This is a genomic window from Patescibacteria group bacterium (assembly GCA_041671645.1).
Classification (GTDB): domain Bacteria; phylum Patescibacteriota; class UBA1384; order XYA2-FULL-43-10; family 1-14-0-10-43-13; genus JBAZBD01.
This window is the reverse complement of record JBAZBD010000001.1, coordinates 424878-450440: the sequence shown is the minus strand read 5'-3', so window position 1 is coordinate 450440 and position 25563 is coordinate 424878. Positions and strand designations below refer to the sequence as shown.

The following is a 25563-nucleotide window of genomic DNA, read 5'->3' as shown; positions in this document are numbered from 1 at the left end:
ATATTCCTTTTGACTTTATAAACTTTTTCTTTCAACTTTCGACTAGAATAATCAGCTTCGCTGATTATTCCGCTCTCATCACTTCAGCAGGGCGAACTTTAGAAATGAAGAAGGCGGGTATGGCACTTCCAATTATCGCAATCAAGACTGCAGCGCCCAAGCCGTAGAGAAGGATATCCCAGCCGACAACGGCATGCAGATTATTCAGCGCATTCCTGGCTCCAGGAAGAGCTCTAGCCGCTACACCAGCCATCATAGCGGCATGGTCATGATTCGGACCGCCCATACTCGCTACCGAGGCGTTGCCCGAAGCCTCTGAATTGTTGACTAGAACTTTCAAAATGGGATTGCTAAATACTAGACCCATGAATATGCCAACTACGCTACTGGTCAAGGTCAGGACGAGCGACTCTACGTTAAACATTGCCACAATTCCGATATTTGATGATCCTATCGCCTTGAGCACGCCAATTTCGCGACGACGTTCGCGCACAATCATCAGCATGGTCAAGAATATTACTATTGCTCCGGCCGCTAGTGATCCGATCAGACTGTAAAGAGAAATCGTTTTGATATTTTCGAGAGGCTTGACTGCTTCTGCAGAACTATCCTGTTGAGCTGTGACATCCGCCTTCGCCCCAAGCTTTGATTTGATTGAGTCTTTGACAGCGGCAATGTTGTCGATCGAGTCAGCTAATACGGTCGCCGAAGTGACCTGGTCAGCTTGGCCAGACAAAATTTGAAGGGATTTCAATGGCATGACAAAGTTGGCGTTTGCAAATTTGCTTCCGCCATCAAATATTCCGACAACCGAAATATCTTTGCCATATGCCTGGAAGGTGGAGCCGACACTAAGATTATTTTTGGTGGCTAGCTCGCTTCCGACCAACGCGACATTTTGGTCAGAACCACCATCAAACTTTTCGCCACTTGTGATTGTGAAACTATCGACAAAGAGACTTGCCGTATTGGTCAGATCGTTCGTGCCCGTCACCATGATAGGCATGGCGAAGACACGTTGATTACGCGCCGTGGCGCTCCCATCATCCGCCCCCATCTGCTGTCTCTGACGATTTCCAATCGTGCCAGCTTCCTGAGAGGGAACAAGATTTGTATTTGTGCCTGGGGTTAGGTGGTCGTTGACCGTCTGGCTGACCTTGGTGACATGAGACAAAGAAGAAATCGAGCTTATATCCGCAGAAGTCAAAGGTTCTCCGCCTCCTTCAAAACCGCGAGCACCGGCCGGTGAAACGCTGATCGTGTTTCCAATCGAACTTTTGACAGACTCGATCCTGCCCTGGACGGTCTTAAGCGACAACAACATGACTAGTGACATGGCAATAGAAAGCGCCAAGATGAAAACGACCGAGACCGTTCTGACGTTATTGCGAAATGCGTTCTTAAACCCACGGATGATTACGCCCATAGTTGCTCCAAAAAATTATAAATAAAACCTACTCATATATAGTATGAGCAATTTCTGAGAATCTGCTTATAGACGCCGCGTTATCTTATTTGAGCCAGGAGAACGACGTAATTATGGCCATATTTCTTTGCACATTTTGGACAGGTGGTATAGAACATGTATATTTTCTTGGCCTCTTTACCCTTCCCCTTCACAAAATTTTGCATTTCACGATACCAATTCGGCGCCTCCTGATAAGGCCCTTCGAAAACTTTGGTTAGGTATGTGCCCGATAGTCTGACGCTCTCAAGTCCCGGGACCTCCTTGGTTACGGCTATGAGTTGGTCGCTTTTCCATGGAGATAGTTCGTCCGACAAGATTAGATAATCATTGTTGTCCAGTTTTGCGCCTGTCTCATCGATCAGCTTGCCCATTTTTGTCATGACCGCACCCATATTGAGCGGAATATGCATAAATGCTTTCACACTATCTTTGACGAAAAGTTTGTCCCTCCAAGTCACTTCCTTTTCCTGCCACGGTGCCGGGTCAAATTTCGGACAACATGTTCCTTCTTGCTTCATGATTCCTCCAAGTATTATTTTCTACTCCTTGAATGGCTGTCTAATCACGGTTTTTAGTTTTTTCGGGTCTGCTTTACGCGGATCCGACAGATAAATTTCATGATGTTTGCCAGAGAGCTTACCACCACCAGATAATATTTTTTCATGGATCCGCTTGATCGTCGGCCCCTCTTCAGAGTACGAACCAATATACATAATTTGTGCGGCCTGGCCTTCGTCGTAACTTTCAAACCGTATTTTGTCGATAGATGCTGGTCCGCCAGCTGGCGGATTCTTGGCTTTGACGTCCGCCACTGCTTTTTCAAAAATTTCCCTGGTCACGACGTCTGGCTGCATGATCATGCTCGTCCACTGCCAATTGTCCTTCTTACCAGCCGTAAAATCACTCATGTCATCTGACCACCAAAGTCCCTCGAGCGGCATCACGCCGAAGTCCAGGCCGGTTGACTTCTTGATTGCAAATTTAATCGTATAGGCCACGGGATAAAGCGTCTGAATCGAGTCAATATATTCCTGAGAAGTATTGGGGTCGCCCTTGCCATCAATCATCAGGAAATTCATTTTGGGCACGACAACTTCTGCCACTTCTTTGGTCGAAGGACTATATAGTTCCTTCATCTCTTTCTTATAATCAACTTTTGCCATGGTTCACTCCATGCATTAAATTATATTTATGAACGATTTTTGATCTCTTTTGATAATGCTTTGATTTCAGAAATTAGTTCCTCCAGGGAGCGATGAATTTCTTTTGAGTTCTTGTGGGGCGCACCGTCTTTCGACGATAAACTCTCTTCAACATCATCAATTGATTCTTCGACGTCATCCAAACTTTCTTCAACGTCATCAAGAGCTTCCTCAACATCTTCAAGGCGTGTCGCTTGTTGATTTACTGAGCGCTGAATGAATATGGCGAGATAGATAGCCTCAAGGGATACTACGGTGGTCAGAACTAATAGGACAAAGTCTAATGATATCCCAAAAATCCAATGCGATAGAAATGAAAACAAAAAGATTAGAGTGTGTACGATTAAGGAATTTGTAGACCCGACCCATTTCACCATGATATCTGGGATATCGGTCAGCTGGAATTTTTTGTTTTTCTTTTTTGGCATTTTTCTCCTATGATTTTGATTTGTTTTTATAAAATTATTTCAAACGCAAAAAGGACACCTTTATCTTAATCCTTAAGACAAAATTGTTCAACAACTTAAGCCGGCAATTTTACAATGAACTCACTGCCCTTGCCAGGCTTGCTCGTAGCGCTCAAATTGCCACCGTGAAGATCAGCGATTTGTTTCGCAATCGACAAACCAAGCCCATAGCCAGCGACACTTTCCTTGCTCCGAGAATTATCCGCTCGATAGAATCGATTAAATATATAAGGAAGATCCGAAGCCTTGATTCCCAGGCCTCGATCCTTAATTCCGACAAGTACGAAATTGCCATCAATTTGAATATCAATATTAATTTTTGATTTGTTCGGGCTGTACTTGATCGCATTATCCAAAAGGATAACGAAAAGTTCGGTCAAGCTATGCCTATCGCCGCGAACAATTGCTGGCTGCAAGTGATTATCAAAGATCATCGACTTTTTGTTGGCCAAACTCTCGACCTTCTCATAGGCGCTAATAACAACTTCACTCAGATCAACTTTCCCAATTTCTGGCTTCGAGTTCTCATTTTTGGCTAGCTTCAAAAGCGCGTTGGAAAGAGATTCCAGTTTGGCTATTTCTTCAAGATTACTTTCAAGAAGCTTCTTGGCCGCTTGCAGATTTAATTTATCATCGCGCATTGCGACTTCAATTTCTGTTCGAAGAGCTGTCAGCGGCGTACGCAATTCGTGAGAGGCGTCAGCCGTAAAACGATTTTGGGCCTCGACAGATTCTCTAATCGGCTCCAGTGTTTTTCTGGCGAAGAAATAACTGGCACACGAAGAGAGCAAAAGAATCAACAGATTGAAATAAATCAGATTGGTCCGCAAATTTCCGTTGCTCTCGTCAATCTGCTCTTGTCTCAATCGCTCAAGATCAATATTGGGAGCCAGGACGTGCATGTTAATATCTTGGAGAAAGCGAGATTGTTTGCCAAGACCTCTGCCTATTTCATTTGAGGAGATATTGAATAAACCGACGCTAAATCCGATACTAATCATCATAATAATCAATACATAAAACAGCGACAGACGTAGTGAAGCTTGATCAAAAATATCTTTGAAGATTTTGTTAATTTTCATTTTCCTATTCCGATTTTGTAGCCAAACCCACGAGCGGTTTGAATTAATGGTTTTTTTCCAACAAAAGGCTTGTCAATTTTATTTCTCAAATACCCGATATACACCTCAACTGTGTTGGGCAATATATCTGCATCATAATCCCAAACGTGCCCGATAATGTTATCCTTGGTCAATATCCTATCGGAGTTTCTCATCATATATTCCAAAAGAGCAAATTCTTTTGATGACAGATCAATCGGTTTGTCTCCCCTAAATACTTCAAAAGTAATAGTATCCAATCGTAAATCACCAACGGTAATCACATTTGCTATTACATTTTTGGGGCGCCTAAGTAAAGCACGGACCCTAGCTAATAATTCTTCAAAAGCAAAAGGTTTGACCAGATAATCATCAGCACCGGCATTTAGCCCCTCGACCCTGTCGCCCACTTTATCCTTTGCGGTCAATATAATTATTGGAGTATGAATTTGTTTTTTCCTAATTGCTTCGCAGATTTTGATACCGTCGACTTCAGGTAACATTCGGTCGAGTATGATTAAATCATACGGATTTGTAAGCGCATTACCCAAGCCATCTTTGCCATCATAAGAAATATCTACAGCATACAATTCCTGTTCCAAACCCTTCTTGACTGCATTTGCAATTTTGTGATCATCTTCGACAATAAGTATTCTCATAAACAGATCATACACCAAAATAGCTGAAAATAAACTGAGGAGAGGTAACCACCGAATATCTGATTGTTAATAATTGAGTTTTATGTTATAGAAGTAGGAGAGGTGACGTCTGTGAAAAAATTAATTTTTCTGTGGTTTCTTGTCTTCGCTGTCCTTTATGCAGCTACCTACTTTCTACTACCCTGTACCAAAATCGTAGCAGAGAGCATATCAGTCATCCACCCAGTGTCATACACTGTATGGCTGCTTGCCTTCCTCCCATACATCATAGGGTTCTACACTAAGTCCTATCGATGGATTGTATTTCACGCAATCGCAGCCACAATGTTTATCTTCGCCGCTGTCATGGCCGACAAAGAGGGCGCTTGCGAGGTTGGCCGTTCGATTTTCTGGGGCATGGCCGTAATGTCAATGTTCACTCTCACTCGCAAAAGCAGTGAGGCGCATCACCAGACTTATAGCTGGCTCGGATTCAAACTAGTCGCCCTCGGACTTTGCTTGCTATACCCTGCCTGTCTCGAATTTTTTCCTCTATTCAAATAACCGCCAACACACCAATAGATGCGTTGGTTTTTTATTGAGTACAACATTCGGACTATTCTGTAATTGTGATTCCTGTTACTCTCCCGACAAAGACCCAAGTCCCGCTCACATTGGCATATGAATCAACTCTATACTCGCCAGTGCCATGAGGGTAGTTGCCACCATGCATATAATAGATAACGCCCCATGCGTTTTCACCAGCCGGAGTAGCTGTCGTGTCCTTGGTCGTGCCAAGTCGGGAAGTCATATTGTTTGAGTCGCAAACTTCGATCATACCCTTGACCCCTTTGATATTCCCCTCGGGATCTTTGGCAAAATTGAAGTAAATATCGTCCCCTCCTGATTTGCTTTTCAAAGCTGAGAGCGAAAATGTCCTTGTCCCCGTATCCGTCTCGCTATTTGAATTAAGGCCCTGGGCGTACATCAATGCTTTGTAACCAGGGATGGTGGTTGGCTGATCAGATGATGTCGAAGTACATTTGACCAAAGTGGCAGAGGTTGTAGATTTACTAGTGCTTTTGACAACTTTCAAGCCAGGAAAAACGTTAATTGAAACAAGCAAACTAAAAATGATAATGAAAAACAGAATAATCCAGGAAATCATCACCGACAATTTCAAGAAATATTTGACGCACCAATAGACTAGCCACAGGATCAATGTAATCCAAAAACTAAGGACAAACCCAAAGCGGAAAAATATAATTAAGAGAAAAATCAGCATCAGGACAGCAATAATTAGAGTCAACCGGCTTTTCTGGCCCTTTTCTTCCGACATCGAGCTCCTTCCATTTATAAATATAAATAAATTCTATCCCAAAATTATACTTCTCGCCAGTATCGCCCCCTAGACAAAGAATAATTTTATCTGTTAGATTGAGGAAGATGATCACAGGCACACTCATCTTAATAATCGTAATTATCGCCCTGGCGCTAATTTTTGACTTTACCAATGGTTTCCACGACGCCGCCAATTCTGTAGCGACCGTTGTGTCAACAAGAGTGCTCACGCCAAAACAAGCTGTCATATGGGCAGCCTTTTTTAATTTTATCGCCTTCCTAATCTTCGGCACCGCCGTCGCCAAGACCATCGGAAAGGGCATGATCGATATCAACCAGGTTGATCTCTACGTCATTATGGCTGGAGTAATCGGAACCATTGTCTGGAATTTGACAACCTGGTACTTCGGCCTCCCGACTAGTTCCTCCCACGCCCTGATCGGAGGCTATGCTGGGGCCGCTATTGCCAAAGCGGGATTCGGTGCGGTTCTCTGGGCTGGCTGGACCAAAACAGTAATTTTCATAGTCCTGGCCCCCACAATCGGGATGGTCCTGGGGCTTGTATTAATAACTTTGGTGACCTGGATCGCACGCAAGCAGACTCCAGCCAAAGTTACAAAATGGTCCAAAATAATGCAAATATTCTCGGCCGCTCTCTACAGTTTGGGCCATGGTGGTAACGATGCACAGAAAACTATGGGTATAATAGCGACAGTCCTTTTGGCCGGCGGTATCACCCATACATTTACAATTCCACTCTGGGTTGTGCTTTCCTGCCAGGCTGCCATCGCCCTGGGCACCCTATTTGGTGGATGGCGCATTGTCAAAACAATGGGCAGCAAGATCACCAAGCTTCGTCCGATAGACGGCTTCGCCGCCGAGACAGCCAGCGCCTTCAGCATCTTCTTCGCTACCCATCTTGGCGTTCCGGTCTCGACCACTCATGTCATTACTGGAGCCATTTCTGGGGTCGGATCGGCCAGACGACTCTCAGCCGTCCGTTGGGGCGTGACTTTCAATATTGTTTGGGCCTGGCTTTTGACCATCCCGCTTGCCGCCATCTTCTCCTTCGTCGTCTATCAAATTGTCATACTTTTTATTAAATAAAGGATTTTATGAGATTTTTCCCGCAGTCAACTGATTTCTTCGTACTTTTTGAAAAACAGGCCACCCTGATGCAAAAAGCGGTCGACGTTCTTTCTGATCTCGAGACCAACACCGACGCTCACAAGCAATCGATCAAAATCAAAAAAATCGAGCACGATGCCGACGATGTTATCCATGAGGTCATGAACAAACTGAACAAGACCTTCATCACCCCACTTGACCGCGAGGATATTGCCGAGTTAGCTTCCGAACTCGATGATGTTATAGACGTCATGGATATGGCAGTTGCCAGAATATATATCTACAACATTGATCCCATCCCCAAACCCGCTTTTCTCTACATCCACATCGCCGAGAAAGCGATCAAACAAGTCGTTGCGGCAGTTAGAGAATTGGGCAAAAACAAAAATCAGGCCAAACTTCTCAAACACTGCGAGTTTGTCAATTTCATCGAAAACGAGGCTGATGATTTACACCGCCATACACTAGGAGAATTGTTCAAAAATGAGACCGACCCAATCACTATTATGAAAATCAAGGAACTCTACGAAATCCTAGAACACATTACAGATCGTTGCGAAGACGCCGCCAACACGATTGAGACAATCGTGGTCAAGAACCAATAGCCAAAGACTTATTTTAGTACTAAATTAAACAAATACCCGGTCAGCATAATGCCCAATGCGACTATCGAGGCAAAGATTATGATCAATTTTGTTTTCATCACTTTCTTCAAAATCATAAACTCTGGCAAGGATAGCCCCGTCACTGCCATCATAAAAGCGAGAACCGTCCCGATCGCTACGCCCTTTTCCGTCAATACCGAGATCAATGGGACGATCCCAGCTGCATTTGAATAGAGTGGGACGCCGAGCAACGTGGCAAACGGAACTGCATACCATTTGTCGCTTCCAGCGTATCGTGCCAAGAAATCGGTCGGCACATAGCCATGGATTATCGCCCCGAGTGCGATACCGACGACGACATAAACCCAAACTTTTTTGGTAATGTTGAGGGCGTATTCCCTGGCCCAGTTCACCCGATATTTCCAAGTAATTTTGCGCTGTTCGTTAAAAATATTTTTTTGATAATCAATTTCGATCAATAATTTCTCAGGCTTGAGTCGGCCAATAACCAGGCCTGACACTATGGCTATCAAAAGGCCGCTTACTATATATAGTAGGGCGATTTTCCAGCCAAACATGCCCAGAAGTAGCACCAGTGCAACTTCGTTGATCATCGGGCTAGCAATCAGGAAAGAAAAAGTCACGCCCAGCGGCACACCAGCTTCGATAAAACCCAGGAAGAGAGGAATTGCACTGCAAGTACAGAATGGTGTAACAATTCCAAGGAGTGAGGCCAAAATATTGCCGATAAATTGATTCTTGTGAGACAGCAATCGACGAATCTTTTCCGGTGGAAGAAAAGAGCGAATCATCGAGACGACAAAAATAATCACGAAAAGCAGGATCAAAATCTTGATCGTGTCGTATATGAAAAAGTTGATCACTTCACCGAGTCGTGAGTCGCCGTAGATAGAGAAAACGCTTCCCGTAAGCCATTCGGCAAGTAATTTGATAGGGTAGAATATTGTATCCATTTATTTCTCTGCGAAGATATCGCCCTCAAATGTGGCGCGGTAGAGATTGATCTGGTCTCCTCCAGTAGAGGAATTGCCGCCTGATTCTCCAAAATTCATAACCCAGCTCCCTGGCGTAGTTTCAAATACATCAGGGTCAACAATCGCGTTTTCACCAGTCTTTTTGATCACCTGGCCAGACAATTTCGTCCAAAGATATCCGTCGGTCGAGATGGCCTTGAAAAGATTGTTTTCGCTTGGCTCCAAGACTGAATAATACATCACCCAACTAGTCTTGCCATCGACCGTTTGTTTGACCACATCAGGATCGACTGCCATGTTCGCCATCCGAAAACCTGGCTCCTTGACCCAGGTTTTGCCGCTGTCCTTCGAAATACTTGAGCAGATCGCGTTACCGCCACAAACGTAGTAAAGGCGGACATCGTTGTTCGGCATCAATACCATATCTGGGACTGAAGCGAAGAAATTGTCACTTTTGCTACTATCAATAGCAATCCCCTGCTTCGCAAAAGTAATACCGTCTGCAGAGGTAGCCAGGTAAAGGTTCCTCTGGTTTGATTTACCATTTGGACCTTTTTGCTGGCCCGGCTGAGTTTTTGACGTCTGTTCATAGAGCATAATCCAGCTTCCATCGGCCAGTTTTAGTGCAGAAGGATTGGAGATCATCATATTCTCGTCCTCCGTCACCCCGGTGTTGGCAAGGGAGCCCCAGTTCTTGCCGTCGGTCGATTCAGCGTATGAAATTCCGCCTTTTCCATTCACAAACATACGATATAGATTGTCAGAAATTTTATGGGTGTCACTCGATGTTGTCTCGCCCATCAGCATAGTCTTGTCCCGCTTCCAAGTCTCAGCTGTTTTCGCCCCGTCAGGAGCGGCGCTACTCGGGTTGCCATGTTTGACCCAAATTCCATATTTATTCTTAGTCCATTCGTCCTCATCTCCACGCAAAAATACGAGAACACCACCGGCCAAAATTATTGATAGCAATATTACCAGCCACCACTTTTTCAGAAATTCATTTTTGCACAGGGGCTTTAATTTCTTCACAAATTTGTCCATATCGCCTCCAATTAAATATCTACTCCAATATCATACCACGACCAATTGATATTAGCTCCTGACCATATTTTACGCCAAAGACGCTGGCAAATAAATGCCACTTCATTGATCAAATGATGTCTTCTAGTTTTTTATACATCGGAATATAATATATACATCAATAAATTAAAAGGAGTGGGATATGGAAACTCAAGATAGCAGTCAGAGCACAGCGACTAGCGAACAGGGCATCGAACCACCGAAGAAGTCTAGCAAGAAAAAACTTTGGATCGTAATAGCAGCAGCCTTTTTGATATTAGCGGGTGTTGCCTTCTTTGTGATTCGAAAAGGAGAGGAGCCGACGGATGATAAGGGCGTGAGCACATCCACTCCAGCCGATGAAAATAGTGTTGTGGCCAAAGTAACTATCCCTGAGTCAATTTTGAATAACAAATTTGGATTTTTGTCGGCCGGACCCGGAGACGGCGAATTCATCACTGGGGTTGGTGGGGGTTGGGTCAGGCCGCACCCCGGAGCCTTCGTCTGGGAGAGAAGCCAATCCAGCGCCGACGCTGAATACTATTATTCTATCTCCGACAAAGAAGTCGCACGATACCAAAAAGACAATGTTGCAATACTTGCCACCATATGGCCCTTTGCTGATTGGGATCAGATGAATAATCCAAAGGCTAGTAGTTGCGCTGTGTCCTCAAATGATGAATTTGCGCCCGGAGGCGAGGATTCCAAAAAGGGCAGCAAGCCTGGTCTCGACGAGGAAACCTATGGACGCGGGTATCTGCCGCTTCAGAGATGCGCGCCGACAGACTGGATCGCTTACAAGAAATGGATCACCGCTATGGTTGAGCGTTATGACGGAGACGGCATCAAGGATATGGCCGGTCTGACTATGCCAATCAAGCACTGGGAGGTGATGAACGAACCTGATTTATCTTCGCCCGACGGCATCGATCGTCTGAAATTTTGGAAAGACACACCTGAGGCTTATGGTACTCTGCTGATAAACACATCCGAGGCGATCAAGGCCGCCGATTCGGAAGCCAAAGTGGTGATCGCTGGAGCAGCCGGTGGAAATAATAATTTTATCGGTTTCTACCGTAGTGTATTTGCAAATGCCGACACTATCGCCGCTTTTGATTATGCCAATGTTCACTGCATCACCAGCGATTCGATCGACAGTTTCAATGTCGAGCCATACAAAAGATTGCTCGCAGAATTCAACATCAATAAACCGATTTGGGTGACTGAAGCAGAGGCACTAATTTCTTCCGATCCAGACATAAATGCGACACAAATATTGGCCAGTACCAGAAAAGCGATAGAACTCGGAGCGGCTAAAATATTCTATACAAGATACGAATTTACGAATCAAGAGAACATGATGACGCCAAGAGGCTTCACTGCCCCGACGGCCAAAACAGTTGACGGCTCAGACCCCGAAGCTGGCTACAAAAACATCATTGGTCAATTCTAGGCCAAGATTCCCCTATCCGTGGCATCAATAATAGCTTTCAAATGGTCGCCGCATCGGCGCTCGACCAAAATATGAGGTCAAAACTAGTACTTTACTCCTCGATTTCGGAGCGGGATTTTTGTTTCATTAACTTGAATAACTTAGATGGCTTAAATAAGTTGGATAACTTCCCGGCTTTCAGCTCAAAGATTAATATGCCTAAAAGTGGCGGTTATCCCGCTATAGCGTCTAATCCGCCACTTATGAAGCGAGACGGGAATTTTATTTAGAGAGCAATTTCAAATTTTCCCAAAAAGTTGGGGTTGAACTATAAATATAGTCTACGAGCTGGATCATCCGATCGTCAGAGGTGCCCTTCAACTCTGGTCCCGATACCCTGATCTCAGTTGATTCATTTATATATATCTCGTTATAGAGAGGCACATTCAGGCCGAATTTTTGCCTAATCCACCCTTGGTGTGAATTGTCAAAAACCACAATTTTGTCGGCGCAATCCACTAATTCTTGACTCAGTTGTCGCCTCTTATGCCCAGAAGCATCAATACCTAGCTTCATAAGTTTCGGAAAATGCGCCATCGAAAATCCGGTCATGTCGCTATCCGCATGAGTCCCGGCAGAAGCCACATCAACGCCATCAATATTATGTTTGGCCAGATAATCTTTGAGGCAATACTCAGCCGTCACGCTCCGCCCAATATTATCAGTGCACACAAATAAGATCCTCATAATCTCTTTCTCAATACTTTTTTCATATTCTAATCTTACTCCGAAAAGAGTGATAGGAAAACTGCCTGCAATTCTACCCAAAATAAAATCCCCCCGATTAGACGGAGGGAATTTTATTATTAGATCAGCTCAGCGAGATGGAGAAACCAGAGGAATACTCCGACGCATACGAGTCCTGGCGCCCAGGCGAGCGTCAGCCCGACAGGCGAACCCCATTCATCCCAATGCGATCTTCGTGGCTTCCACCAGATTTCTGGATCCTCAAGCATCTTCTTCTTCGTAGCCTCATCTAGGGCTTTGTTGAATTCTTTGTTGTCCATAAGTCTCCAAAGATATTAGGTTGATAGACTACCCATTTCGACCTGCAGTGGATAGTTGGGGCCCTTGATTTGAGATCGGATTCCTTTTGTTGTACCCCAAGGGCAGGACAGGAATATATTACCAATCGAGTGAATAATAGCTGATTAAGAAGACGAAGACAATATCCGCAATATTATTGTTCATCAGCCAATCACCAAAAAATCATAATGATGCAACCTTCACCCTTGCTACTTTGGGCTGTACGTGTTATAGCTATGATATCATTGCTCAGATCAAAATATTCAAAGGGGGTATTTATGAGATATAGCAACAGCCCAGGATTTCCTGGTAGTGAAACTTGGTGGCGCGTATACCACCACAAGGATGAATTGTGTCAGGGGCACTTCGTAGGTAATGTGCACCGGCGCGAGTACGAATCGATTCCCACCCCTGCGGACATAGCAGGCAAATCGTATCGATACGAAGCATTCACAGATATGCAACTCCCCGTCAAGAATGGGAATGAAAATTATTTTCCCAGCCTTGAAACTGCCATTAAGGCAATCGAAGACACGCACAAGCAAGCGCTCGAGCAAGCGCTCGTCCTAATAGCCGAAAGCTAATCCCTCCCGCCCCGATTTCCGAGGCGGGAATTTTATTTTGTAAGCTTAAAATAACTTTACAACTGAATATTGTTACGGTGGCGGTTTGTACGCTATAGCGTCTAATCCGCCACCACCGAAAATGATTCAACCTGATTTTTCAAAGAGATCTTTGTTGGTTATGCGAGATCGAAATGGTTCAGGAGCTTTTGTTGTTGGGGCAGATAATCGGTATTGAGATAGGCAACAAAGGGCGCAATGTCGAGACTTTGCGCAATAATCGCAATCTCCTCTTTGCATGGCCACGGAATTACCCACAGACTGTACTGAACTTGGTAAAATCCTGATTCAATAAGTTTTCGGCGGAAACAATCCCTCCTCTGCTTGTATGATTCCGGCACGTCATAGCAGACCAGGTGCCAAAAACCATCCCATTCGCCTTTGCCCTTGGCGATAGTGATATCCTCGACCTGCGCAAGCCTCAGCAGTTCGAGACCATTTTCGGACAACTTTATTTCCTCCCCCGAAAGATAAATGATCTTGTCGTCAAACAATTTTTTGATGATTTTCTTGTAGCGATATTTCTCGTATTTGTTCTTTGATTTGACTAAATTGACCAAAAAATATGGCGAGGTGGACGCGACTGTAAGCGCCAGCCCCAAGCCAATAGTACTCAAAATTGCTTTGACATTCTTGGATAACTTCATATGATTATTTTACTATAAGTGGCGGTTTGTGCGCTATAGCGTCTAATCCGCCACCTGCGATGCGAATGAGAGTTCAGTTTTCTTAATTGAAGAAGTAGCAAGAGAACTATCACTCTATCTAATCCAGCCCATTTGTGGTATAAGTTCTGCATTGGTGCTTACCATACTGGTGCCAAGCAAAAAGGATCGTGAGATGAAGAGAATCGATGATCTGGAATTATTAATTTCAGGCCCCGCATGCCAAACACTTGAAGAGGCGAAGAAGTGGATCGACACCCTTGCGAACGATGAGAATAACGCGTTCATTCCCGCGTTATTACGGGACTTTAACCTTTTCGCAAATGATCTGCCAAATGGCAAAATACTGCTTTCTGGGATAGCCCTGGTCATCCCAAGCATTGTTTACAGTGCTACAAGTACTATACAGATCGGCAGTTTAATTTACCCATTGGTAAACATAGACTGTTCAGCGATTATCGCCGGTCGCGTCATGGATGATAATCTCGACGAGATGCTCGAAGTACTGTCCGGCCTAAACGAAACTACGGCATCCGCATTCGCTGCCTCCATAGCAGGCTGGCTATCAACGGATACATATTACCAGGTACGTAGACGCGCCGAATACAAAGACGACAAATACGCCGACGCCATTGCTCAAGTTTTTGCCCTCCTTGAAGCCCCGCCTGAAGCCGAATAGCGGCAAAATTAGTTCACTCCCGCCCCGATTTCCGAGGCGGGAATTTTATTTTGTAAGCTTAAAATAACTTTACAACTGAATATTGTTACGGTGGCGGTTTGTGCGCTATAGCGTCTAATCCGCTACCTAGATCATAGAACGGAAGTTTAATATGAAAAGATTGGAGAAGAACGTAGAGGATTGGAAAAAATCAGAAGAGACACAAACACCTCACATATGTGAGGTGTTCGATTTATGCAGTGCTAGAGATGTTAATTTACTTTTTCGTAATGAGCATCGATGCCGGTCTTGCCGATCTGTCTGACCGCTCCACTCGCCTCTAGTTCGTCCATATAACGGACCACAGTCGCGTCCGAAACGCCGAGAAGCTTGGCAATTTCTGCGTTGGTAACGCTGGAGTGGCTAGAGATGTAGGAATTAATTTTCTCAATATTCCCCGCCTTCTCCCTCTCCGCTTCCGACAATCTAACGTTCTCCCGAGCTTTCCCTTTGGGCTTCCGAAAGAACCACCCTACCAATAGGCCAATTACGAGTCCAGCGATCAAATAATTTAGTTGCATATTACTCCTCCCTATATATTCCCAAAAAGCTGTATATCCTTATTTAATACCTTCGGCATTATTTAAATAATTCTCAAGTTCTTGAATAAATTCTTTTGTATCCAAAAAATAATTTGGATAGGCCCTTTGGAGTTCTTTTGTTGTATCAGCTTCAACTAGCACAATATCTCTGTTTGCCTTCGCTTCGCTAGCCCTTTTTTCTGCCGCAGAATACATTTGATTTGCCGTCTCCTCATCTTTCTTATCAAACGCCCGTATTGCTAATCTCCTGGTATCGATATCCAATTCCAGAAGATAAAAATGTGGTTTGTGCGGCTCGTTCTGCTCAATCTGCTCCATTTGCCTTAACGATTCAGCCCAGCTTTTTATTTTCTCTACAACCTGAAGTTTGTTCGATAATTTCTCAACCTGTCGAAACAATTCAGAGCCATCAATGGGTGTATCTGGAACAGGGGGTGTTTTCTCCTTCTGAGCGAACACTGAACTTACAAGTTTAAAGAAGGTAATCCAGTCCTCTTCTCCCTCATTTGACTTTAGCGCCTGCTTTGTAAAATGGCCGACTGTCTCTACTGCAGTTGCCCAGAGATGCTGGAGCTTAGACCTAACCTGAATTTCAATAAGCAACCCATTATATTTATTGGACTTATCACTTATATATTTATAAATCAGATGAACACCCCTGTAGCCGTCATCCTTAGGATTGTTGATATAATCCTTTTTATTTTTGAATTGGTGCTTTAAATCACAATGCTCGCCACGATTTGCTTTATCAGTATGATAGTATTCGCTACAAATCTTATTAACCAGTTTTACATTCGCTAGTACGGCCCTGCATCCTCCGATATCCTGCATTTGGGATAGTTTCATTGTCGGAGATAGCTCTCCATATCTTCTCTGCAATTTTCTGAGGATGGCTGGGCTGCGCTTAAGCCTTTGAACGACTAAAGAGGTGTCATCAACCGCGCTAGAAACAACCTTTAATCTCTTTTTAAAAATATGCAAGGGAAAGCTATGGGCAGAGCGCCAGTTGTCAAGAACCATTAGCGCCTCGTTAATCTCATCTGTTGAAGATCCTTGGCTAATGAGAGTATCTCCTGCTCGATTTACTAAATTTTTGCTATATTTTATTTCAGTCCACGCCATTGCAAAGTCTTTCTTGAATAATAAATAGTTGCGCGAGGATCCCCTTCCGATGCCGATCAAGCCTAGATCTCCAAACCCTTCTTTGTTTCTATAACTATTCTACTAATCATTTCATCATAAGTATAGACTGGCAAGCCGAGCTTTTTGAGCTCTGCTTGGTCAAACTCCACGACTGGCGTGGTATCCCCTGCGTCTTTGGACGAGACTTCGACGCCAAAGGGGATCAGGATATCTTTGGCCAGATCATAGCGAGTAGTCAGGTGCGGTATAGTGATCGGAATTATTTCGCCAGTAATATTTCGCTTGATAATCTGTGCGATCACTTCGGAAATATGTCCGAGATAGCTTGGCTGGAATTTCCAGGAATTATCATAAACAGCCGGAGCTTCTCCCGCAAGCGCTTTGAGGAATCGATTGAAAGGCCGATCGTTGGTGGTGTTGGGGCTAAATCCGACAATCAGAGACGGACGCAATATTGCCCAGCCAGCCTTCACGTCTTCGATAAACTTCTCGCCATGACGCTTGGTCTTGCCATATAGATCGACGCCTGTCATCGCGGCAACAGAGGAAATGTAGACTACCTTGGCGCCAGTTTTGTTGGCGGCTTCGGCGATATTATTGGTGCCACCTTCGTTGAGCTTGATCGCCTTTTCGGGGTCAGCTTCGCAAGATGTATGATTTGGATCGGCAGCGATATGCACAATCCAATCAGGCTTGATCTGCTCAACTTTTGCTAATGTTGCCGATAGATCGGTGATATCAAGCTGTTCTAATTCTGGAAATAGTTTCGTCCTATTGTAAACGCCGACAACATCAAAATCGCTCTTTAAGTCAGAGTAAATTCGCGCCCCGACATACCCGCTAGCCCCTGTAACCAAAATTTTCTGTTTCATAGTAAAATCCTTATCCCAACCAATACCCGTCCCAGCCAGTGATTACACCATCGTAACCATTGGATCGAAACAGCTCAGAGATTTTTTGAAATACTTGTTTTTGAACCTCGACGTTTCCCGTCGAAATTATTTGCAAAACGAGCGCCATAAACTCGCCACTGTCCCAAGGAAGTTTTTCCAGCGGAAAATTTTCCAGCTCCGATTTGAGAAATTTATTATACGGCTTTATCCTTCCGTGCAATGCGAACAGAGCGGTCAAAAGCAAAGGCACCGACTCCGAGGCGTCCAGCCTTGAAGACAGAGTATCGCCGTCACGATCATTTTTGATTGATCTATAGTAGCTATTGATATACCCGTCCAAATTAGCACTGACGATACCCCGTATTTCTGTGTCCGAAAGAGAACCTTTCCTGTCAATCAGCTTTTTAATTCCGCCGTCAAGTTTATCAACTTCTGCTTTGAGATGTGAAAAATTGTATCTATCCCACTCAGAGGGCGTTCCCAACTCGGCATATTTTTCAAAACTCGATAGAGACATGGCATTGATGTCTAGAGTATTTGGATCCTTAATCTGATCAAACTTATGTATGTACTCATCGGCAACTTCGTCACGAATAATGATAAAAACATCATAATCGGATTTTTCAGTGAAAACACCCTTCCCTCGACCCGCAGCCAAGATAAAACCAACAATGCTTGAATCGGCTTTGGCTTCTTTTAATAAATCTTGATACTTTTGCTCTTTTTCCATAATCGAATCTTACTCTAATTATTTATAATCCCAGCTTCTCTGCACCATTTTCCGTCGCCTCGATGACTTCGTCATCTCTGATCGTGACCAGATCGTATGTCAGTTCTTTTCTCTTCATTTCGATCATATCATGATACTCGTCCGTATAGTGCGCGAAAACCACAAACGGCACAAGATTGAAGCCCGACAAATCAGTAATGCCGTAATGATTCTTCTCTCTTTTCCACTCAGTTGGCTCTACTGACGGAGTCGCTATATATGCACCTGCGCTGACGCCGACGAAAACTTTGTCATTGTCTTTTTGTTCTTTCATCACTTTGTCAAAGCCGCTTTCTCTCGCGTATTTCAACAGAAAGAAGGTATTGCCACCCTCGACGAATATTACATCGCTGTCATCGACAACATTTCTGACTTCGTCCTCGTTTTTGTCTACCAAATCATAATCAGTCAACGCAAACCCTGCTTTTGTGAGATTCTCTCTGTCCTCATCAATCCAATGTATGTCAGTGTAAGGATTGCCAGCGGTCGTAATGAAAAGTGCCTTCAGTTCCTCTGGTTTTTTGGGCAATTTGGGGATGATTCGATCAATCACTCTCCCCGCATGTGATGTTAAAAATATTTTCATATTCAAATCTAATTCTTAATTAATAGTTCTACTGCTCTCCTGCTGGCGTGATTCAAGATGCGTAGATCAAAACCCGATAAATCGAACCAGCGAATTTCGCCCGCATCTTCAGGGTTAAGTTTAGCAAGATCTTGTGTCTCGTTTTTCATCGTAACCAAGAAATATTTGCAGTGCGAATCATAATACGAATCCAATTTCTGATGATAAAAGCTTAGCCGCTCAGAAAAGAACAATTCTCCAATCTCGTCAATCAGAAAACCAGTTTCTTCTAAAAATTCTCTCCTCAGTCCATCTTCTAGCGTCTCTCCCTCTTCGACTCCTCCGCCAGGGATTACCCAAAAGCCAAAGTCGGGTGATTTAACGAGGAGGACTCTACCATCATTCAGAGCTATCCCATAAGCAGAATCGCGATGCAACACCTCCATGTCGGTCGGCTTCTGGTGTGGATCACCATTTCTGTCTAAATATGTTTCTTCTTTTTTTGTATTCATACTCAAATCTTATCTTTAATTTCAGCTTTTAGTTTTGCCATTTGTTGATCTGCGATTTGCTGGGCGGTTTGCGTGTAATATTTATTATTCATTCTATATTCATAAACTTGCTCAGGCGTTGAATGATAAGCGACAACATCAGAGTCAAACTGCTCCTTGAAAGTGTCGGAGAGGTTGTCTGCATCGATCAACATCTGCTTCTCTTTGTCTTCTGGGTCTTGGAATTTGTGAGCCATGACTATCCCCACAACTTTTTGAATATCTTCTTCGGAATAACCTGCTTGGTCCAAAACCTCCTCGACAATTTCCTTGGCGAAAGTGATATGTTGCCTCTGGCCCTCACGCTTCTTTTCCATGTCGTCATTTAATTGCAGAGATGGATCAACTTTCGACCAGCCGACATCATGAAGTATGGCAGAGGGAATTAATATATCCTCGTCCCCGCCTTCGCCGTCAATAATCATCTCCATCGACTTTACGACATACTTAGTGTGAGAAACAAAATCCTTCATAATGCCCTTCTTGAGGTAAGGCATGGCCAAATCCCAGATTTTCTCAAATTTATTCTCCATGGTTAGACCTTCCCCCAGCAATTAAGAATTAAATAATACCAAAACGGAGCCGTGAAACAGTATTTGGTAGACGATGGCTATTGCTATAAATATTGGCGGTAGAACGCTCAAAAACTTCTTGACTGCTTTCATTCTAAATTTCATTCCGAATTTGGAAGCCAACCATACGATTGATTGCCCGCTAAAAGTTTCGTCCCATCGGCCGTGTTGGGCATAAGTTAGGATGCAACCGCCGAAAATCCAAATCTGCAAATAGTATAAGAGGAGCCCGACAATTATCAAACGCCAATCTAGCCAAAATGGCGAGGTGTAGGCCAGAGTCATGACAAATAGATGCAAAATAATTATAAACTTTTTTTTCATACTCAAATTTTATCCTTGATAATTATATCTATCAATTCTGGGAATTCTTCGGTTCCCATATCGTCCAAGACATAATGGCCATGGCCCGGCAAACTAATAATGTCTCCGCCCAAGGCTTCATGAAACATTACCGCGCCTCTCTTGCCACCCTCCTCGTCGTTGTCCGATGTAAATATTGTAATCTGATCAACTCTGCGGCCGATAGTCCCGTCAATCGGGAATTTATAAAAGTCCATTTCAGATTTTGGCGATCCCTCTGCGATCTTCCATGGCACGACTAAAATTAATTTGTGGATTTTTCTTTTTGTCTCGCCCAGCCAGCGTACTAGAAAAGTACATCCGCAACTATGACCGATCAATATTGTGCCTTCATTCACTTCGTATTTCTCAAATTCCTTTTTGAATTTCTCATACACAGGTTCCCACGGATCTGGCATGTAAGGCGTCAGGGTACTGATACCCGATTTAATTAGTTCGTTCTTGGCCCAAGGAATCCAATGTTTGTCATAGGTTCTGGTCGCTGGATCCATCGCTTTTTCTCTGTTTGATGGACAGCCATGAATTATAATGCAATTTTTTTTCATACTCTAATTTTTTCAATTATTTGATCAAGAAAATTACAAAAAATGCCAATATTGTAAAACCGGCAAGCCATCCTGATGTGGCCAAGAACAACGAAACCGCCTCTTTCTTCTTGCCGTCGAAATACAGCATCAATGGTTTACCAAGCATTAACCCACCCACAATAGTGGCCGACAGCGAAAACAAAAGGAGAAAGGCAATCGGACTAACAAAATTGTCTGCCTGACCAAAGAGTCGGTCGCCGTTTTGCATTAGCGTCGCGACCAGCACAACATAGACCAGGATACCAAAAGCGTTTAGAAACCCATTTTTATTCAATTTTTCCATGAAAGATCCTAACTTTAGTTATTTCACCAAAATGCTATCATCCCCTGCAACAATTTTCTTGGCTAGATCGTGATACTGGATCGCAGTGCCAGGGTGATCCGAATCCTTGGCCTCCGCAGATTTTACAATAGTTCTGAAGCGTAGGTACTGCGTAGTAGTCATTTCATACTCTTTCGCCAAATCTCTTAGGAAGCCTTCCTCCCGTCTGTTGCCCATTAGGTCTTCATCAATTATCTCGACTCCCTCTATATCAATACCGCCGTCCTTTGTCCTGCTTGCCACTCTACCCACTACTTTCTTGATTTGGTAACGCTTGAACAATTCTCGCCAATCTTCGCCGATGTCGCCTTCCTTCGCATCATCTGAAAAAAGATCAAATAATTCATCGTCGCTGTTAAGTAACATGAAAAGTTGATCATTCTGATCCTGACAAACAGAAGCACCTGTCATCCTATCTGGTTTAAGATTCTTGCTACGCAGAAAATCTTTCAGGACTAGCCTGGCGGTATTATGCCAATATGCTCTCTCGGAATTACCGGGGTCTTGTAGCCAAATCTCAAGATTCTTGGACCCTTCCAGCAGAAAGATAATTGCAACCGCCTCACGCCTAATTTCGCTAATTCCAATATTTCCTAGATGGTAAGCTTCGTGCTCGGCGTCTTCCCCAGTTTTCTGCGGCATTGATCCAAGCTGAGCAAGAAATAACTTGTTAAAATCAACGGCTTGCTCTTCATTCTCTGATTCTGCTGCTGAATTATATGTAGGCTCCATCTTTCTCCTGATTAAATTTGACTAAATATTATGCTTAATTTAATTTCGCTTCAAGCAGACTTGATAACTTGAGCGATGACTTGGTCAAATAGTTTCTTGCCATCGGTTTTTCGCGGGAATACTTCGGGGTGGAATTGAAAGCCGAAGGTTGGTCTCGCCCGATGTCTGATAATTTCTGGCCCGGTCTCGGACTCGGCAAGGGTTTCTAGCTCATCTGGCATCTCTGAGATGGCATATTTGTGTGATTCGAAAACTTCATACTTTTTCACACTTTTGGCGATCTCCAATATTCCACTCTGTTTCTCGGCGAGCTTTGTGAGTTTACCACCGAATGCCTTGGCGATCAGTTGGCAGCCCAGACATATGCCAATGAGCGGCTTCTTTGTTTGTTTGATAAATTCTATTTCGGCGGAATATGCATTTTTTTCATTATCGGCGGCGTAGGTGTGACTTCCCCCCGAGAGAACCACCAAATCAAATGTTTCGGCCTTATCTGACTCGAAATCCTCACACTTACAAATACTAATCTCGTCGCCAGAGAAAAGCTTGGCAATTTTGGCCGTATGTTTCGAATTATTGTCGACAATCAATATCTTTTTGAACATATTTAAATCTTATTCTAAACTCGATAACGATTCAAGCCGTTAAAGAGTCTTCGCAGACGCAAACACCTCCCTCCAGAGGCGGGCAGGCACATATATAAGGTGTTTGATATTCGCCTAAAAACTAAGCAAAACTACATGTGCAACATAGTGAAAACTTTGTAGAGCAAATACGCTGGCCAGACGATAGCTTTCAGAATAGCGACAATAATCGGTCCAAAACCGTCTACTTGCTGGATGTAATATATTGCCACACCGATCATACCAAGACAGTAGATACCACCGCCATTTGCGCTACCGTGATGCCATTTCTTGACCTTGCTAGTTCCACAGCCGCATCCGCAACCACATTTGCAGTCGCTGCCACAGCCACAGCCACAATAACACTTCTCGCCCTTCGCCTCTTTTTCTTCGTTCATTTCTCTCCTTATATTATTACGAAATATTATTTCTTGTAATCCTAGAAGCTGTCACCTTGTCCCGAAAGTGAGCCAGCGCCAAAATCACCATTGAACAATGTCTGGCCGCTGATCGTACCATTAAACGATTTCCGAGCAATAGTCCCATCATCATACTTGGCCGCAACATCAAAAGTCAGAGATCTCTGCAGGGCTCCAGGGGTCAGGCCAGCATAACTAAGTAATTTCATACCACTCCACTCGCCAGATGTAGCTAGGACGCTATCAACTGAGTATGAGACGCCGGTCCGACAGCTCAATTTGAAGCTTATGTAACCTCGCTGTCCGATACTAGGAATGAAGGTGTCGATGCTGGCATCTTTCTCGCTGGTAGTACAATCGCCAAGTGCGCTCAAGTTGTTAACTTTGAGCTCTTCGAGTGCCACTTTTGACAACTTGGTCGTAGAATTTAATTTGACATAAGCGGTTGCCGTATAGCCAGCGACAATATTCTCTTCTGTGCCATAATTTACTGCACCCGCATCAATCCTCGCCTCGGTAACTGTGATATTTTTGGCCGTTGCTTGCACGCCAGTGATCTTCGCCTCAACAGTACTATCTGAATCTTTTGTAGCTATATAATGGTAGGCGCTATATCCGGCCCCGCCCAAGACGACAACCCCGAGCGACAACAATATTACTTTAGTGGCGAACAAGCTCATTCCAAACATTTTTTCTCCAATCCCCTCTAGCTCATTAATTAACTAGATTTTATTCTCAATTTCAAAATGGCGCAAGATCTGTCAGAGATACCTGCTACATTGACCATACATCAATTTTGTGTTAATATAATGTTAAGGATCACGGATCCAATCAACAAAAGGAGAACGTACATGTTACGTAACTTCGCCCTTGTACTGGTAGCGGCCATTGTCCTGCCAGTCCTCCTCGCTGTCACAGCCGGCAAGGTTTGCCAAGCTGCTGATCAGCCGACCCAGACAGTCACAGTTGCAGCCTGCACTGGGACTTTCGGATCTTTCTATTCCCCTGATGCCGACCCAGCTTGGTGCGACAGCCAAGTCAAAGCCGTTATCGCCAAAGACCCTGTCCAGGCAGCCCGTCTTGTCGCCAAGTACTGTCTCGACAGCGAGAAATACTGGGCAGAGCCAGCTGACCTCTTCGGCGTTATTGAAAAATTGCGCCAGTCCGAGAAAGATAAGCGCAAACTGCTCGATACCGTCGAAAAACAACAGCGTCGCAGTCCAGATGACGTCAAAATCTGCAAGGAGTGCACTCGCCTACAGGAGTTGGTCAACGTCGACGGATTGTCAATCTCCTACCTTCTCAGCCAGTATGAGAGACGCCTTACGGCGCCACCTCGGGAGCTGACCGAACAGGAAATGCGCCAAACTGGCGCAAAAAAATAACCGCCTCACGCGAGGCAGTATCCAGCCCTATGCAAGGAAGCATGGGCAGGAAACCAGAGCGATCAAATTATTGATTCCTCTGGTTTTTTGTTTGAGGAATGTTACCTTTGGAATGATGTTTCGTTGCCAGTAAAACTACGTGGAGTATCGCAATCACCGTCTAGTTTCTCGATCTTAAGTGTTGTGGCACTAGTTAATTGGATCAGAATAGTTTGAGCACCGTTTCTTTCTGCCCGATAACATTGCGGTCCGCTATCTACTGTGACAGCATTGAAGTCTTTATTGTATGACCCACCAGAGGGGGTAAAAGTGTAGACCCCGCTCGAGAGTCCGCTTGCGCCGACAGAAGTACCGACGGAAAAAGTTGCCTGTGTTGGGTCAGTATTGCCATGAACCAGTGCTAGATGAGTGTCTTCGCCATTGACCTGCGTCGTTCCTGCAAGCAGCCAGACGCCTTGAGCCGTACCTGCGACATCTTGATCAACAGTACCGCAAAGTGGGGCAACGGTGCGTTTGTTGCTAGCGCTACTCCCGAGATAGCCATAAAGCGTCGCCTTCAAACTGTCAGAATAATAATCGAGCGGGCATACAGTGTGGGTGCTGTTCAGACGAGCATTTGGATTGACAAAATTTAAGGTGATCCTGGTGTCATACGCACCCATATCAAAGGCATATTGGCCAGTGAAAGTGCCGACGGTCTCCCCGCTCGCCAGAACAACATTGACATTTCGACCGTAATTTCGGTAAGTGCTACCGCCAGTCGAATAAGTACTATCCCAGGAAAAAGGAGCAACAAAAGCGTCAAGCAATTTTTGCGACATGGTGGAAATATGCAGATAATAAACTTCTAGTTCGCTACATGGGTTGAAGTAAATACTATAATCGGTCGTGCCAGCAGTTTGGTTTTCGCTCGCCGAGATCCGAGTCACAGTTGCGCTCCCTGGGGCATAGACCGTGGAAGTGTTATTGCTAGAATGATAAAAATAAATATGATCGGTCGGGAAAACGTGACCTGAGGGATTAAGATTGCCGAGCGGCGCGATATTGGCAAATTCTGACATGTCCGTCGGATCGTGATCAAAGAAGGAATAGCTACTTCCACAGGAAGACAGAGTCGCCGTACCGCTGCTAGAGCTTCCGCTACTGCTAGAGCTGCTACTATTGGTAGTATCGCCGCTAGAGGTAGAATCCGAAACAGTTGTCGTGCCACCGCTAGACGTAGAATCTGAGCTGTTTGTTGCGCCGCCGCTAGACGTAGAAGGGGTTGAGCTAGTCCCAGAATTTACACCAGCAGTGGTTTGGGTAGATGCGTCTGGAGTATTTGTGGTTGGGACGACCTCTGTTCCAGAATTTTTCTCTACTTCGAAAATAGAGTCGTTGCTTGACTGTTCCTGCTCTACCGCTCGCAAACGATTCTTCTCTCTGATCGCCCCAACAGTTTTGACTCCGACTGTAACTAGTAAAATTATAATGACCAGCACAGAACCAACCAGTACATAGAGTTTATTTTTTGGAATCAGAGAAAGCTTGAGTATGATTTCGGACCATTTGTTGCGCATCCACATAGCAA

General features: G+C 44.3%; 34 protein-coding genes. 7 read left to right on the top strand and 27 right to left on the bottom strand.

Annotated elements, in window-relative coordinates:
- Positions 1-64: 64 nt before the first annotated feature.
- From WC227_02325 to WC227_02300, 6 genes are all read right to left on the bottom strand, one after another.
- The gene (locus WC227_02325; GenBank protein ID MFA6963529.1) at positions 65-1426 is read right to left on the bottom strand and encodes an FtsX-like permease family protein; all 1362 of its coding nucleotides are present in this window, start codon (positions 1424-1426) and stop codon (positions 65-67) included.
- Positions 1427-1506: 80 nt separating this feature from the next.
- Positions 1507-1986: a hydrolase gene (locus WC227_02320; GenBank protein ID MFA6963528.1), complete on the bottom strand. Its 480-nt coding sequence runs from the start codon at positions 1984-1986 to the stop codon at positions 1507-1509.
- Positions 1987-2007: 21 nt separating this feature from the next.
- Positions 2008-2631 (bottom strand): GyrI-like domain-containing protein, encoded by a 624-nt coding sequence (locus WC227_02315; GenBank protein MFA6963527.1) that lies wholly within the window; start codon positions 2629-2631, stop codon positions 2008-2010.
- 26 nt (positions 2632-2657) lie between these two features.
- Positions 2658-3098: a hypothetical protein gene (locus tag WC227_02310; GenBank protein ID MFA6963526.1), complete on the bottom strand. Its 441-nt coding sequence runs from the start codon at positions 3096-3098 to the stop codon at positions 2658-2660.
- 95 nt (positions 3099-3193) lie between these two features.
- Positions 3194-4219 carry a HAMP domain-containing sensor histidine kinase gene (locus WC227_02305; GenBank protein ID MFA6963525.1) on the bottom strand — a complete coding sequence of 342 codons (1026 nt, stop codon included), beginning with the start codon at positions 4217-4219 and terminating at the stop codon, positions 3194-3196.
- Positions 4216-4896: a response regulator transcription factor gene (locus tag WC227_02300; GenBank protein ID MFA6963524.1), complete on the bottom strand. Its 681-nt coding sequence runs from the start codon at positions 4894-4896 to the stop codon at positions 4216-4218. The genes WC227_02305 and WC227_02300 overlap by 4 nt, the downstream gene beginning before the upstream one ends.
- A 111-nt stretch (positions 4897-5007) precedes the next feature.
- Here WC227_02300 and WC227_02295 point away from each other — a divergent pair, with 111 nt between their 5' ends.
- A complete protein-coding gene (locus tag WC227_02295) occupies positions 5008-5439 on the top strand; it encodes a hypothetical protein (protein MFA6963523.1) in 432 nt (143 codons plus the stop codon).
- Between the two features lie 52 nt (positions 5440-5491).
- Here the strand turns inward: WC227_02295 and WC227_02290 are convergent, their stop codons facing one another.
- Positions 5492-6214 carry a hypothetical protein gene (locus WC227_02290; protein MFA6963522.1) on the bottom strand — a complete coding sequence of 241 codons (723 nt, stop codon included), beginning with the start codon at positions 6212-6214 and terminating at the stop codon, positions 5492-5494.
- A 107-nt stretch (positions 6215-6321) separates the two neighbouring features.
- On the opposite strand from WC227_02290, the gene WC227_02285 reads away from it, so the two are divergent.
- Both WC227_02285 and WC227_02280 read left to right on the top strand, forming a co-directional pair.
- Positions 6322-7323, top strand: coding sequence for an inorganic phosphate transporter (locus WC227_02285; GenBank protein MFA6963521.1), 1002 nt, complete (start codon positions 6322-6324; stop codon positions 7321-7323).
- Positions 7324-7331: 8 nt separating this feature from the next.
- Positions 7332-7949: a DUF47 family protein gene (locus WC227_02280; GenBank protein MFA6963520.1), complete on the top strand. Its 618-nt coding sequence runs from the start codon at positions 7332-7334 to the stop codon at positions 7947-7949.
- 8 nt (positions 7950-7957) lie between these two features.
- Here the strand turns inward: WC227_02280 and WC227_02275 are convergent, their stop codons facing one another.
- Positions 7958-8923, bottom strand: coding sequence for a permease (locus tag WC227_02275; protein ID MFA6963519.1), 966 nt, complete (start codon positions 8921-8923; stop codon positions 7958-7960).
- Positions 8924-9985 carry a hypothetical protein gene (locus WC227_02270; protein ID MFA6963518.1) on the bottom strand — a complete coding sequence of 354 codons (1062 nt, stop codon included), beginning with the start codon at positions 9983-9985 and terminating at the stop codon, positions 8924-8926.
- Positions 9986-10166: 181 nt separating this feature from the next.
- Between WC227_02270 and WC227_02265 the strand changes: the two genes are divergently transcribed.
- Positions 10167-11456: a hypothetical protein gene (locus WC227_02265; protein MFA6963517.1), complete on the top strand. Its 1290-nt coding sequence runs from the start codon at positions 10167-10169 to the stop codon at positions 11454-11456.
- A 261-nt stretch (positions 11457-11717) separates the two neighbouring features.
- On the opposite strand, the gene WC227_02260 is transcribed toward WC227_02265, so the two are convergent.
- Both WC227_02260 and WC227_02255 read right to left on the bottom strand, forming a co-directional pair.
- Positions 11718-12263 carry a hypothetical protein gene (locus WC227_02260; protein ID MFA6963516.1) on the bottom strand — a complete coding sequence of 182 codons (546 nt, stop codon included), beginning with the start codon at positions 12261-12263 and terminating at the stop codon, positions 11718-11720.
- 38 nt (positions 12264-12301) lie between these two features.
- Complete coding sequence (locus WC227_02255; protein MFA6963515.1) at positions 12302-12502, bottom strand: hypothetical protein; 201 nt, start codon at positions 12500-12502, stop codon at positions 12302-12304.
- Between the two features lie 297 nt (positions 12503-12799).
- On the opposite strand from WC227_02255, the gene WC227_02250 reads away from it, so the two are divergent.
- The gene (locus tag WC227_02250) at positions 12800-13105 is read left to right on the top strand and encodes a hypothetical protein (GenBank protein ID MFA6963514.1); all 306 of its coding nucleotides are present in this window, start codon (positions 12800-12802) and stop codon (positions 13103-13105) included.
- Positions 13106-13263: 158 nt separating this feature from the next.
- On the opposite strand, the gene cas2 is transcribed toward WC227_02250, so the two are convergent.
- Positions 13264-13791 (bottom strand): CRISPR-associated endonuclease Cas2, encoded by a 528-nt coding sequence (gene cas2 / locus WC227_02245; protein ID MFA6963513.1) that lies wholly within the window; start codon positions 13789-13791, stop codon positions 13264-13266.
- 193 nt (positions 13792-13984) lie between these two features.
- Here cas2 and WC227_02240 point away from each other — a divergent pair, with 193 nt between their 5' ends.
- The gene (locus WC227_02240) at positions 13985-14488 is read left to right on the top strand and encodes a hypothetical protein (protein MFA6963512.1); all 504 of its coding nucleotides are present in this window, start codon (positions 13985-13987) and stop codon (positions 14486-14488) included.
- 251 nt (positions 14489-14739) lie between these two features.
- Here WC227_02240 and WC227_02235 read toward each other — a convergent pair whose 3' ends face one another.
- The 14 genes from WC227_02235 to WC227_02170 all read right to left on the bottom strand — a co-directional run bounded on the left by WC227_02235 (position 14740) and on the right by WC227_02170 (position 23297).
- Positions 14740-15048: an HTH domain-containing protein gene (locus tag WC227_02235; GenBank protein ID MFA6963511.1), complete on the bottom strand. Its 309-nt coding sequence runs from the start codon at positions 15046-15048 to the stop codon at positions 14740-14742.
- A gap of 39 nt (positions 15049-15087) precedes the next feature.
- Positions 15088-16191 carry a RelA/SpoT domain-containing protein gene (locus tag WC227_02230; GenBank protein ID MFA6963510.1) on the bottom strand — a complete coding sequence of 368 codons (1104 nt, stop codon included), beginning with the start codon at positions 16189-16191 and terminating at the stop codon, positions 15088-15090.
- Positions 16192-16253: 62 nt separating this feature from the next.
- Complete coding sequence (locus WC227_02225; protein MFA6963509.1) at positions 16254-17084, bottom strand: sugar nucleotide-binding protein; 831 nt, start codon at positions 17082-17084, stop codon at positions 16254-16256.
- Positions 17085-17094: 10 nt separating this feature from the next.
- On the bottom strand, positions 17095-17835 hold the full coding sequence (locus WC227_02220; GenBank protein MFA6963508.1) for a hypothetical protein: 741 nt from the start codon (positions 17833-17835) through the stop codon (positions 17095-17097).
- A 22-nt stretch (positions 17836-17857) separates the two neighbouring features.
- On the bottom strand, positions 17858-18460 hold the full coding sequence (locus WC227_02215; GenBank protein ID MFA6963507.1) for a Type 1 glutamine amidotransferase-like domain-containing protein: 603 nt from the start codon (positions 18458-18460) through the stop codon (positions 17858-17860).
- A gap of 8 nt (positions 18461-18468) precedes the next feature.
- Positions 18469-18951: an NUDIX hydrolase gene (locus WC227_02210; GenBank protein MFA6963506.1), complete on the bottom strand. Its 483-nt coding sequence runs from the start codon at positions 18949-18951 to the stop codon at positions 18469-18471.
- 2 nt (positions 18952-18953) lie between these two features.
- Positions 18954-19523, bottom strand: coding sequence for an HD domain-containing protein (locus WC227_02205; protein ID MFA6963505.1), 570 nt, complete (start codon positions 19521-19523; stop codon positions 18954-18956).
- A 21-nt stretch (positions 19524-19544) separates the two neighbouring features.
- Positions 19545-19886 (bottom strand): hypothetical protein, encoded by a 342-nt coding sequence (locus WC227_02200; GenBank protein MFA6963504.1) that lies wholly within the window; start codon positions 19884-19886, stop codon positions 19545-19547.
- 2 nt (positions 19887-19888) lie between these two features.
- A complete protein-coding gene (locus WC227_02195; GenBank protein ID MFA6963503.1) occupies positions 19889-20470 on the bottom strand; it encodes an alpha/beta hydrolase in 582 nt (193 codons plus the stop codon).
- A gap of 16 nt (positions 20471-20486) precedes the next feature.
- Positions 20487-20795 (bottom strand): hypothetical protein, encoded by a 309-nt coding sequence (locus WC227_02190; protein ID MFA6963502.1) that lies wholly within the window; start codon positions 20793-20795, stop codon positions 20487-20489.
- 18 nt (positions 20796-20813) lie between these two features.
- Positions 20814-21566, bottom strand: a complete 753-nt coding sequence (locus tag WC227_02185) for a hypothetical protein (GenBank protein MFA6963501.1) — start codon at positions 21564-21566, stop codon at positions 20814-20816.
- 50 nt (positions 21567-21616) lie between these two features.
- Entirely contained in the window at positions 21617-22171 is a 555-nt protein-coding gene (locus tag WC227_02180; GenBank protein ID MFA6963500.1) for a gamma-glutamyl-gamma-aminobutyrate hydrolase family protein, read from the bottom strand.
- 131 nt (positions 22172-22302) lie between these two features.
- Complete coding sequence (locus tag WC227_02175) at positions 22303-22587, bottom strand: hypothetical protein (GenBank protein MFA6963499.1); 285 nt, start codon at positions 22585-22587, stop codon at positions 22303-22305.
- A 41-nt stretch (positions 22588-22628) separates the two neighbouring features.
- Complete coding sequence (locus WC227_02170) at positions 22629-23297, bottom strand: hypothetical protein (GenBank protein ID MFA6963498.1); 669 nt, start codon at positions 23295-23297, stop codon at positions 22629-22631.
- Positions 23298-23459: 162 nt separating this feature from the next.
- Here WC227_02170 and WC227_02165 point away from each other — a divergent pair, with 162 nt between their 5' ends.
- Positions 23460-23993, top strand: coding sequence for a hypothetical protein (locus WC227_02165; protein MFA6963497.1), 534 nt, complete (start codon positions 23460-23462; stop codon positions 23991-23993).
- 101 nt (positions 23994-24094) lie between these two features.
- Here the strand turns inward: WC227_02165 and WC227_02160 are convergent, their stop codons facing one another.
- The gene (locus WC227_02160) at positions 24095-25558 is read right to left on the bottom strand and encodes a hypothetical protein (GenBank protein ID MFA6963496.1); all 1464 of its coding nucleotides are present in this window, start codon (positions 25556-25558) and stop codon (positions 24095-24097) included.
- Between the last annotated feature and the right edge of the window lie 5 nt (positions 25559-25563).